Annotated in this window: 10 protein-coding genes and 1 tRNA gene; 9 read left to right on the plus strand and 2 right to left on the minus strand. The window is 46.7% G+C overall.

Going from position 1 to position 10,730, the window contains the following annotated elements; genetic code table 11:
* Positions 1 to 299 precede the first annotated feature (299 nt).
* Positions 300 to 866 (minus strand): methylated-DNA--[protein]-cysteine S-methyltransferase, encoded by a 567-nt coding sequence (locus AB1797_09785; GenBank protein ID MEW5767898.1) that lies wholly within the window; start codon positions 864 to 866, stop codon positions 300 to 302.
* Positions 867 to 1,113: 247 nt separating this feature from the next.
* On the opposite strand from AB1797_09785, the gene bamA reads away from it, so the two are divergent.
* The 5 genes from bamA (at position 1,114) to lpxD (ending at position 7,575) form a co-directional block, all read left to right on the plus strand.
* Complete coding sequence (bamA, locus tag AB1797_09790) at positions 1,114 to 3,318, plus strand: outer membrane protein assembly factor BamA (GenBank protein ID MEW5767899.1); 2,205 nt, start codon at positions 1,114 to 1,116, stop codon at positions 3,316 to 3,318.
* 71 nt (positions 3,319 to 3,389) lie between these two features.
* The gene (locus AB1797_09795) at positions 3,390 to 4,580 is read left to right on the plus strand and encodes a DNRLRE domain-containing protein (GenBank protein MEW5767900.1); all 1,191 of its coding nucleotides are present in this window, start codon (positions 3,390 to 3,392) and stop codon (positions 4,578 to 4,580) included.
* A 224-nt stretch (positions 4,581 to 4,804) separates the two neighbouring features.
* The gene (locus AB1797_09800) at positions 4,805 to 5,989 is read left to right on the plus strand and encodes a hypothetical protein (protein MEW5767901.1); all 1,185 of its coding nucleotides are present in this window, start codon (positions 4,805 to 4,807) and stop codon (positions 5,987 to 5,989) included.
* 24 nt (positions 5,990 to 6,013) lie between these two features.
* Positions 6,014 to 6,559, plus strand: a complete 546-nt coding sequence (locus tag AB1797_09805) for an OmpH family outer membrane protein (protein MEW5767902.1) — start codon at positions 6,014 to 6,016, stop codon at positions 6,557 to 6,559.
* Complete coding sequence (lpxD, locus tag AB1797_09810) at positions 6,556 to 7,575, plus strand: UDP-3-O-(3-hydroxymyristoyl)glucosamine N-acyltransferase (protein MEW5767903.1); 1,020 nt, start codon at positions 6,556 to 6,558, stop codon at positions 7,573 to 7,575. Before AB1797_09805 ends, lpxD begins: the two co-directional genes overlap by 4 nt.
* An 8-nt stretch (positions 7,576 to 7,583) precedes the next feature.
* On the opposite strand, the gene AB1797_09815 is transcribed toward lpxD, so the two are convergent.
* A tRNA-Glu gene (locus tag AB1797_09815) sits at positions 7,584 to 7,658 on the minus strand.
* A 49-nt stretch (positions 7,659 to 7,707) separates the two neighbouring features.
* Between AB1797_09815 and AB1797_09820 the strand changes: the two genes are divergently transcribed.
* From AB1797_09820 to AB1797_09835, 4 genes are all read left to right on the plus strand, one after another.
* A complete protein-coding gene (locus AB1797_09820; GenBank protein ID MEW5767904.1) occupies positions 7,708 to 8,670 on the plus strand; it encodes an HD domain-containing protein in 963 nt (320 codons plus the stop codon).
* Positions 8,671 to 8,723: 53 nt separating this feature from the next.
* On the plus strand, positions 8,724 to 9,647 hold the full coding sequence (locus AB1797_09825) for an ATP-binding cassette domain-containing protein (GenBank protein MEW5767905.1): 924 nt from the start codon (positions 8,724 to 8,726) through the stop codon (positions 9,645 to 9,647).
* A gap of 283 nt (positions 9,648 to 9,930) precedes the next feature.
* Positions 9,931 to 10,260: a type II toxin-antitoxin system HicB family antitoxin gene (locus AB1797_09830; GenBank protein MEW5767906.1), complete on the plus strand. Its 330-nt coding sequence runs from the start codon at positions 9,931 to 9,933 to the stop codon at positions 10,258 to 10,260.
* A gap of 6 nt (positions 10,261 to 10,266) precedes the next feature.
* A complete protein-coding gene (locus AB1797_09835; GenBank protein MEW5767907.1) occupies positions 10,267 to 10,512 on the plus strand; it encodes a hypothetical protein in 246 nt (81 codons plus the stop codon).
* The last annotated feature ends 218 nt before the right edge of the window (positions 10,513 to 10,730 follow it).

Here is a 10,730-nt window from a genome sequence, read left to right on the forward strand (position 1 = left end):
GCTGTGCCCCTACAAGGCAGTATGCCACGCCTTTACTTCCCTTCTGTCCCCAATTTGCTACTACACTCCAATTTCCGACTCCCCATCTTGAAATACCTCTTTGAACTCATATGGCTGAGTAGTTACCCAGAGGTTATAGAATTCCCTCCTCAAATTATTCCCATTTTGAGTAATTATTCTCCTTATATATGCAGATTCATTATCGGAGAAATTGGCTCTTAATGATTCTCGATAAATTCATAACTAATTTTCCCTTCGCATCTTCGTGCTTTGGTGGCTGAACGGTTCCAGGTTTTATTTCAAAATAATGTATTTGATAACCGCACAGGTCGAAATTTTTCTGCGCCTTCTAATTGAAGCAATTTCTTTTTCCAGGCCAGGCCGGAGGAAAAGCCCCCCAGGGCGCCATCACTTCGAAGAATCCGGTGACAGGGGATGAGAATGGGAAGGGGATTTGCCGAAAGCGCCTGCCCCACAGGGCGAGATGCCTTCGGTTTACCCATAATTTCAGCCACCCAGCCATAGGCGCGCGTTTCTCCATAAGGGATGGCTTGAACTGTCTCCCACACCTTTCTTTGAAAAGGAGTGGCCTGCTTTAGATCGAAAGGATAATTAAAGAAAACCTTTTTGCCCTCGAAATAGTCAGTAAGCTCTTTACTTAAAGTTTGAAAGGGAGAGGGGTCGATTATCAATTCGCCGCTTACTTCTTCTGTTAACCTTTGAAGGGCATAATCCTTATTTCTCTGGGGCAAAATAAGCCTTAACAGTCCCTCTTTTGTCCCGGCTAAAGCCAACCAGCCTTCTTCGGTCAGGAAAAAACCGCAGCTTATCTTTAGACCAGGATATTTATGGCTAAATTTCGGCATAGCCTGGCTTCCTCAGGTAAATAGGCTGAAGACTGAAGACTGAAGTTCAATAGTCTTCAGCCTTCAGTCTTCAGCCTTCAGTTTATCCACCTGAGTAGAAAAAGTCAAGGGTTTTGTTTTTGAGAATGGCCGACCAAACAATTAGGCTTGACATGGTTTAAATATTGTGATATTATTAGTGCCTATGAGGAGCATAAATGGAATTCTATTACCTAAACAAGCCCTGCTGTGGTTAACCCTCTTGGCCATGTTAAGTTCATCTCTGGCCTGGGCAGAGGAAGGCAAGGCCATCACTAATATTATGGTTGACGGCCTGAGCCGGATAGATGAGAAAGAGGTCAAGACAGTCATAAAGACTACCGTAGGAGAGGTTCCTTCCAGGCAGGGTATCAGAGAGGATGTGAAGGCTATTTATGCCCTGGGACATTTCTCAGATGTGAGGGTTGATTTAAATGAGGCGGAGAATGATGTGGCCCTTACCTTTCGGCTGGAAGAACGTCCTTTAATAGCCTCCATCTCTGTTGAGGAGAATAAAGCTATTGAAAGTAAGAAGTTGATTAAAGAAAGCGGCTTAAAAGAAAAGGAATCTTTTGATCCTTATACCCTGATCGAAGCGGAAAGAAAGATTGAAGCTTACTATAAGGAAAAAGGTTATCTGAGCATTTGTGAAGCCAAGACAAAAGAAACAGCCGAGGGTGTGGATATTATTTTTAAGATCAGCCAGGAAAAGATAATCAAGATCAAAAAGATAATCTTTAAAGGCAATAAGGTCTTTTCTTCTTGGAGGCTTCGCTGGAAGATGGACCTGGGGAAGGGGGATGCCTACGATGAGTTTAAATTAAAGCAGGATCTGGCCAGTATAACTGATCTTTACAGAAATGAAGGATATGCCTTAGTTGAGATCCCTCCTCCGGTTACTTCCTTTGAATCGGAAGGTGAAGGGATGGTGGTCAATATCGAGATCAAAGAGGGGGAACAATTCAAATGGGGTGAAATAACCTTTGAAGGGAATACCCTGTTTCCTGAAGAGAAATTGCGGGAAGCCCTGGAAATAAAATCCGGAACTATCTATTCTTTAAGTAAAATTCAACAGGGTATAGCCAAAATAGATATGCTCTATGCTCAATTCGGCTACATTGGGGCGCAGATTATCCCTCAACCGGATTTTAATCAAGCGGCCGCCGGGGTAAATTTACATCTAAGAATAGAGGAAGGCGAGCAGGCTTATATCGAACGGATACTTATTTCTGGCAATGAAAAGACCAGAGAAAAGGTGATCAGACGGGAAATCGTCGTTAAGGAAGGCGAGGTCTTTGATAGAGAAAAGGTCAGGCTTTCCCGTCAGAAGATCTTTCAATTGGGTTTTTTCAGCAAGGTGGATATAGAAATAATGGATGGCAGTGCGCCGCATAAGAAGGTGCTGGGTATAAGTGTGGAAGAGAGGCGGACCGGCACGGTCGGCGCTTCCATTGGCTATAGTAATCAGGATGGACTAATCGGCTCGGTGGAGCTTTCTCATGAGAATCTTTTGGGCCGGGCCTGGCGGACCAATTTGACCCTCGAGTTTGGTGGCCGGCTGCACCGCTACATCTTAGGCTTTACTAACCCATGGTTTATGGATACCCCTACTTCGATTGGGTTCGACATCTACGATACTCGTCGAGAAGAAAGAGATGAAGGTGATTATATTGAAGGCAGGCGAGGTGGGGGGATAAAAATAGGCCGCCGCTTCGGAGATTTCAATAAGGTTTTCTTTGATTATAAATTAGAAGGGGTTATGATAGATGAGGTTGATACCGATACGATAGAGGATATTAGAGACTTTGCCGACCAGTACGGCGAAGGACGATGGGTGAGAACCAGCAGTATTACTAATCGTCTGGTGCAAGATACCCGGGATAATCCTTTCAACACTACCTCAGGATATCAGGTTACGCTTAGAAATGAATTGGCGGGTGGTATCCTGGGCGGGGATATTGACTTTTACAAGCCGAGCTTAGAGGCGACTTATTTTCTGCCTACCTGGTGGAAATTCGTTCTTGCCTTTCAGACTAAAATTGCCCTGGTAGCCAGTATTAAAGCTGATCCGGGAAAAGATGTGCCTGATTTTGAAAAATTTTATCTGGGTGGGGCTAACACTATCAGAGGTTATAGTGAGAGAAAAATCCATCCTGAGGGAGGCGGCGGGAAATCTATGACGCTGCTTAATGTAGAAGCCCGATTTCCTATTGTTCCTCCCCTTACGGGGGCCTTCTTTCTGGATGCAGGCAATGCCTGGGAAGAATTTAAAGACTTTGAGTTAAACGACCTTAAACACGGTTGCGGTTTTGGCCTCCGTTTTGATACTCCTATGGGACTTATCCGCCTCGATTATGGCTATGCCCTGGATGACTTCGATGATGTCAAAAAGGGAGATCGGGAATTTCATTTTAGTATCGGATCGACTTTCTAGTAGAGCTCGGCGAAAGATGTAGGGGCGAATAATTATTCGCCCCTACCACTCGCCAGTAAAGAGGTTATGTTATGGGAAGGTCTTACATCCTTATCGGGTTGCTTTTTCTTATAGCTGGGTGTGGGAATCGTGAAGATCTGGTGGGCCCTGAGGTAAGCAATAGATTTGAAAATTGGCCTACCTCGGCCATACTCGAATTCAGCTTAGCCCAGGATTCATACTATCCCCAGACAGTTAATACCGGAAGCCGTGAGAAATTGCTGGCCGGGAGATGGGAGGGATATAAGGCCAGGACCCTTTTAAAGTTTGACCTGAGCGATATACCAGATACGGCGGCTATACAGGAGGCAACCCTCGAATTATACTGCTTTGGATCTTACGGGAGCAGCCAGGTCAGCTTATCCCTCCATGAAGTCACAGAAACATGGGAGGAAGATAAGGTCACCTGGAAGGATGACATAGCCTTTCATCAGGAACTGGATACCAAGGAAATAATAGGCGCAGGGACAGTCTCGTGGTCGGGGGGAATAATGGAGGCCGTGAGGGGAAGACTGACTAATGGCTCGATTAGCCTTTTGATAAGATCGACTCAGGAAGACATTGACACCTCCCTTAAGGAGTTCTATTCTAAGGAAAAGACCCTGGGAATAGATGGGGCGGAAACTTCTCCGTCTATGACCGTTAAGTATGAATTAGAGGGCGAGACAGAAGCTGCTTCGGTGAAATTAAACCCTATCGAGGATGTCTTTATTATCACTAAAAGTGAGTCTGAAACCCCGACCGGCCAGGAAGATGTTTTAGTGGTAGGCGCCTTTAATGGATATAGCCACAGGATGGCCCTTCAGTTTTCCATTTTTCCCGGGGAAGAGGACGAACTGCCGAATGAGGCCACCATAGACAAGGCTGAACTCAGATTGCACGGTTATAATATCCTGGGCGAAGAAGGCAGCTCATTAAGTGTCTCTATTTACGCCATTACTGAAAAATGGACGGAAGGGGAGGCTGACCTCGCCAGTTATAACCCGACGGCTAAAGCGGCCGGAGAACTTACCTCAGATACCTCGAGTTTGAATATAACCTCGCTGGTGGACGCTTGGAATAGAGAGGGCGGAAATCTTGGCCTGCTCATAAAACCGACGGATGAAGTGGAGGGAAGTTCCTTCAAGGGGGTCTATTCTTCGGAACATCCTACACCTGAGCTGAGGCCGGTGGTAGTTGTGACCTATACTCTACCGCCGACTAAGCCTGGATACGATAAATAGAGGACGGTTCAAATCGTCCATTTTTCTTGTGAAACCTTGCGGGTCCTTCGTATCTTCCTCAATAATTTGGGGCAACCTACTCGGGTTATACGAGATCAGAAACCCGTTTTTTCGGAAAAAACGGGTTTCTAATTTAGCCGCAAGCTTTCACAGTAAGGTGAACCATCCCAAATTTTGCCAATTCTGTGAGGAAACGGAAGAGGAAGAGATTTAGGAGTGCTGATATGCCTATTTTTATCCTGTTAACGATTACCCTTATTCTCACTTTTAATCCTAACGCCTACGGCTCTTCCATCTTCGGCATAGACGGCCTGGGTGAGCCTGAGTCAACCTATAGCGCCCGGGCCGAAGGCATGGGTGGGGCGGGTATGGCCATTGCCGATGATGCGGCCGCCCTGGCCATAAATCCGGCCGGTTTGTCTCAAATAAAGGGTTTCAGGCTCTTCTTGCCTTTTAAATATGAGAAAGTGAAGGTCAACAGTCAATCCTCGGCGGTGGTGCCCCTTATTTCCGTTATTTCTCCTTTCCCTCAAAAGGTTACCCTCGGCTTTGGGATAATCCAGAGATACGATTTTAATCTTGAAACCGGAGATAATTCCTTTACCCTGGAAGAAACAGAAATAAAGAGAAGAGTGGAACGCAAGGGCAGCATCAATGCCTATTCCCTGGCGGCTTCAGTGGCCTTTAGAGACCGGGTTTCTCTGGGATTAAATCTAAACAAGCTGATCGGCAGCAGCCAGGAGACCTGGATAACCGATTTTGATGATGCAGAATATATTGATGCTGAGGATATAATTAAGGTGTATTATTCCTCCGGCCTAAATCTTGAGCTGAGCACCTTGATCCGAATCAGGGATGACCTTAATCTGGCTACGGTTATTGAACTTCCGTCCACCCTTAAGGCCAGAACCAAGGTTAAGAGCCGATTTGAATCCGAGGATAAGTTAGAGGACGAGGCGCCTTACTCTGAAGAGGCTAAGATAGATATGCCTATATCTTATGGCCTTGGGGCGGCCTATCGTCCCGGTGGAAAGAGATTAACGATGGCCCTAGATTTTGATACCACCCTTTGGCCGAGAGTTAAAATAGATGGAGAGAGAAATCCGTATCTTATGGATACCGGCACGCTCTATTTAGGGGCGGAATACGAACTTGGAGGGGGAGGGAGGCATAGTTTTCAGGGAAGTAAATTAAGGCTGGGATACCAGACCGGCACTTGGTATCATACCTATAAGAAGACCCAGACGGTCAAAACAAGGTTCATCACCGCCGGCGCAGGTTTCCTCTTCCGGAGTGGACAGGTGGACTTCTCAGTCGGATTTGGGAGACGGGCAGATGAGTCAAAGGAGATTAAAGAAGATGTGATCCGGTTTTTGGTTTCCTTCAACTTGATTCCGGCAGAAGAATAGAAAGGAGAAAGGAGATGGATAAAAATGTCTAAAAGATACCTTATTATTGGGGCGCTAAGTGGGTTAATGATTTTTACGGTCGGGGCTGTTTCGGCTGAACCAGCGGTTAAGATTGCCTTTGTCGATGTCTCACGGGCCTTTGATGAGTATCCGGCTACTCAGGAAGCCACCAAGAATCTTAATGAAGAATTGGCTGGGCGGAAGTCGACTATTGAGGTAAAGCAGGCTGAAATAGCCGATCTGAAAGAGAAATTACTGGCCGGTCTTCTTTTGAGTGACGCTGAGAAAGAAAGACGGAGAGGAGAAATCGAACGTAAGACTGAGAAATTAAAGCAGTATTTTGAGGAATCACAGAAGTATCTGTCTGAAAAAGAACAAGGTCTAACCAAACGCTTAATGAGCAAGGTATATGAAACGATCAAGGAGGTAGCCGAGGTCAAAAAAATTGACATTGTTCTGGATAAATCCGCCCCTTCTTTTGTTTACGGCAAAAAGGAACTGGATATAACCGAAGAGGTAATCAGCCTGCTTAAAAAGAAGGAATCAGGGGAGGGTAAAGTTAAAAAATGAGTAAGTCTCTGGGAGAGATAGCTGCGGCCGTGGGAGGAAAGGTGGTCGGAGCCTCGGATATATCTATTCTTGGTGTAGCGACTATTGAAGATGCCAAGCCCGGAGATATCGTCTTCGCCCTGAATGGGAAATATCTGGAGGCGGCCTTTTCTTCCCAGGCTTCAGCGGTAATCGTCGGACAAGAAGTAACCAAAGCGCCCAAGCCTGTTATTCGAACTAATAATCCGAGGTTGGCTTTTGCTAAGGTTCTGGAGCTGTTCGCCCCGGTGGTGCGGATAAGGCCGGGTGTCCATCCCACGGCCATTCTGGGAGAAGGCGTAAATATAGGGGAAGGTGCGGCTATTGGCGCCTGTGTAACGGTGGGTGATAAGGTTAGTATTGGAAATGGGGTCGTTATCTATCCCCAGAGTTATGTAGGAGATGAAGTTATTATCGGAGCGGGAAGTATTATCTATCCCAGGGTGACGTTGGGACAAAGGGTGCGATTAGGCCAAAGGGTGATTATTCACAGCGGAGCGGTTATTGGAAGTGATGGTTTCGGCTATCTGGAGGTAGATGGCCGGCATCAAAAAATCCCTCAGAATGGGACAGTGGTCATTCACGATGATGTGGAAATCGGGGCCAATGTAACCATAGATCGAGCTACTACCGGCGCGACCTCCATCGGCCGCGGCACAAAGATAGATAATTTAGTTCAAATAGCTCATAATGTGACGATTGGGGAGGATTGTCTGGTGGTCGCCCAGACAGGCATTTCCGGAAGTGTCAAGATAGGCGACCACGTTACCCTGGCCGGTCAGGTAGGCGTAGCCGGTCATCTGTCTATTGGCTCCGGAGCGGTTATTGCCGCTAAAAGCGGAGTAACAAAAGATATTGAAGCCCATCAGTATATCTCCGGCTTTCCGGCTAAACCCCACGAAGAGGAAAAGCGAATCAAAGCCGCCATACCTCGATTGCCGCAGCTTCTCAAAAGGGTCAAAGAATTGGAGCGAAAATTGGGGTCCGCTAACTCGTAACTGTCTCCTGGCGTCCCCAAGGGGATTTGAACCCCTGCTACCACCTTGAAAGAGTGGTGACCTAACCACTAGTCGATGGGGACGTGATTCTAACTTATCACAACAGCCACAAATTGTCAAGGGAAAAGTCCTATGAGTCGATATTTTGTCAATCAATTAACCCCAGGCTCAAAGGTCAACGAGGTCTTTCTCCTCTGTAGCACCCAGTTAAAGGACTATGCTAAAGGTCGATTTCTCTCTTTGGAGCTGGGAGATCGAACCGGTCAGATTGGGGCGGTTATGTGGGACGGAGCTGAACAAGCCTATCAGAGGATTGAAGTGGGCGATCTTGTCCGGGTCAAGGGCTGGGTAGGCAGCTACAATAATAAACCCCAGGTGACGGTCGATTCAATAGATAAAGTGGCTTCAGAGAATATGTCTGATTGGTCGGACTTTTTGCCTGAAACCTCGAAAGATAAAGAAACTATGTTAGCCGGTATAAGGGAAATAATAAACAGTATTAAGACTCCCTATTTAAATAAACTTCTCAGGCTCTTCTTCGAAGACGCCCATTTTCTGAAGCAATTTAAAGAAATCCCGGCAGCCAAAAAATGGCATCACTCTTATCGGGGGGGACTTCTGGAGCATACCCTCACCGTAGTAATTCTCTGCGACCGGATTGCTGATCTATATCCTCTGGATAAAGATATCCTTCTGGCCGGGGCAATTCTTCATGATATCGGTAAGATAGAAGAATTCTCTACGGGCGCTGTTACTGACTACTCAGATGAAGGGAGATTGATCGGGCATACCATCCTGGGCGATGAGATGGTGAGAGGAAAAATAGACCAGATTCCTGATTTCCCCTCTGAACCGGCCCTCAGGCTGCGGCATATGCTTATTAGCCATCACGGAGAATATGAATTTCAGGCGCCCAAGAAACCAAAGACCCCGGAGGCGTGTCTGCTCCATTTTGCTGACAACCTTGATGCCCACGTAACCGGATTCCTGCAAGAAATAGATAAGGCCAGGGCTGATGGAAGATCCTGGACAGACTATGTTAAGGTGGTCGAAAGATATCTCTACGTTGGTTCTAAAAAAAAAGATTTGAGATAGAGATAGAGATTTGAGATGGAGTTGCTTGTTTCTCTATCTCCTGGAAGAAACCAATGATCCGGATAGAAAATCTAAGTAAAAGCTACAATGGCCAATTAGCGGTAAATAACATCTCCTTTGAAGTCAAGACTGGTGAAGTCCTTGGCTTCCTTGGCCCTAACGGCGCGGGGAAGACCACTACTATGAAGATCATCACCTGTTTTATGCCCCCTACTTCAGGGGAGGTGTATGTGGATGATCTGAATATTTGTGACCATTCTCTGGAAATAAGGAAAAAGATAGGTTATCTGCCGGAACATACCGCCCTCTACCAGGACATGAACGTGATTGATTATCTGGCTTATGTGGCCGAGTTAAGAGAAATCCCGGCAGGTAAGAGGCGGGGACGAATACGGGAGATGGTCGACCTCTGCGGGCTTTCCGAGGTGCGTCCCAAGAATATCGGGGAGCTTTCCAAGGGATTCAGACAGCGGGTGGCTTTGGCCCAGGCAATGATCCACGACCCGGACATCCTCATCCTTGATGAGCCTACCATTGGGCTTGACCCCAACCAGATTGTTGAAATTCGAGGGCTAATCAAGCAGCTCGGCCGGGAAAAGACGGTTATCCTCTCTACCCATATCCTTTCCGAGGTTCAAGCCGTATGCAGCCGGGTGATTATCATCAACAAGGGCAGTCTGGTGGCGGATGGAACGCCAACTGAGTTGACGGGTAACCTTCAGGGAGAGGAGACGGTCTATTTGGAATTAAAAGGGACCTCGCCGGATTTCAGACCGGCCCTGGAAGGCCTGTCAGGAGTCGATGAAATTGTTGAAGAAATGCCTTTGGATGGCCGAACCGTTTACCGAATTGAATCAAAAAAGGAAGACCTCAGGGAAGAGCTTTTCCATTTAGCTGTCCGGCAGGGTTGGACCATCCTGGAACTCAGACGGGAACAGACCAGCTTAGAGGATGTCTTTAGGGAGTTAACAAAATAGGTGGAGATGGAACTTATGCCTCTATGACCAACAGACAGTAAAGAACGCTTAATGAGATCTTCGAAAAACCAACCCGGGCGGATATCGAATGGAATGCAGTCAAATCGCTACTGTCTGCTTGTAAGGCGAGTATTCGGGAGGGCAGAGGCTCGCGCCTTCGCATAGTCCTAAATAACCAGGTTCTGAACTTACACACGCCACACCCCCAGAAAGAACTAAAGAAATATGCGGTGGAACTCGTCAGAGAATTCCTGGTAAGGGTAGGAGTGCAACGGTGAATAACATTTTAAAATACAAAGGCTATACAGGAAGCGTCAGCTTTGATGCCGAGGATAAGATTTTTCATGGTCGAGTCATAGGGACTACAGACGTAATCGGGTTTGAAGGCGCATCTGTGGATGAACTTGAAAGCGACTTTCACGAAGCGGTAGATGATTATTTGGAAACCTGCCGTGAGATTGGCAAAGAGCCTGAAAAGCCTTTTTCAGGTCGGCTTGTTCTCCGCATTCCATCCGAACTCCATTGTGCTATTGTGCTCGAAGCGAAAAGGCGGAAAAAAAGTATCAATGACTGGATAGCTGAAGTTTGTAAGCGGATGGTTGAGGTTAACTGATATGGCATGAAGTATGGCTATAGTGGATTCCTGGACAAGGCCTCACCTGAGAGGCGGGAGAGGTATGAGATCAATTGGAGCCGGCCTATGATTATCTGGGATGCGGACAAGGGCGCCATCAACGACGAGATGTGCCTCGCTGATTATCTAGGCACAGGCAGAGAGTGCTCTGTGACAATTGATTTGATGTGTTCGTCTCTTGTAGAGGCAATCCCCCTCACCCTACCCTCTCCCCTCAGGGGAGAGGATTAAGGTGAGGGGTAAAGAGGCTTTACCCACAATTTCAATCGTCGCAGACTAAGAGGAAGCCAGATGAAGATCTATCCTATATTTAAAAAGGAACTAAACTTGCATTCCGCACTTGTAAAACAGGGTTATATGTGGTAAAATAGTAACGCATAGCCAGCAATAAACACAGCAATAAAGAAAGCAGAGGTCCTACCAATGATCAAAGCACTTAATGAAGTAGA

It is taken from the genome of bacterium (assembly GCA_040753085.1).
GTDB lineage: Bacteria > UBA9089 > JASEGY01 > JASEGY01 > JASEGY01 > JASEGY01.

Coding starts and splice junctions, on each gene's coding strand:
- AB1797_09805 (MEW5767902.1), top strand. CDS start 6,014: ATGTCTAAAAGATACCTTATTATTGGGGCGCTAAGTGGGTTAATGATT.
- AB1797_09825 (MEW5767905.1), top strand. CDS start 8,724: ATGATCCGGATAGAAAATCTAAGTAAAAGCTACAATGGCCAATTAGCG.
- bamA (MEW5767899.1), top strand. CDS start 1,114: ATGTTAAGTTCATCTCTGGCCTGGGCAGAGGAAGGCAAGGCCATCACT.
- lpxD (MEW5767903.1), top strand. CDS start 6,556: ATGAGTAAGTCTCTGGGAGAGATAGCTGCGGCCGTGGGAGGAAAGGTG.
- AB1797_09820 (MEW5767904.1), top strand. CDS start 7,708: ATGAGTCGATATTTTGTCAATCAATTAACCCCAGGCTCAAAGGTCAAC.
- AB1797_09785 (MEW5767898.1), bottom strand. CDS start 866: ATGCCGAAATTTAGCCATAAATATCCTGGTCTAAAGATAAGCTGCGGT.
- AB1797_09800 (MEW5767901.1), top strand. CDS start 4,805: ATGCCTATTTTTATCCTGTTAACGATTACCCTTATTCTCACTTTTAAT.
- AB1797_09835 (MEW5767907.1), top strand. CDS start 10,267: ATGAAGTATGGCTATAGTGGATTCCTGGACAAGGCCTCACCTGAGAGG.
- AB1797_09795 (MEW5767900.1), top strand. CDS start 3,390: ATGGGAAGGTCTTACATCCTTATCGGGTTGCTTTTTCTTATAGCTGGG.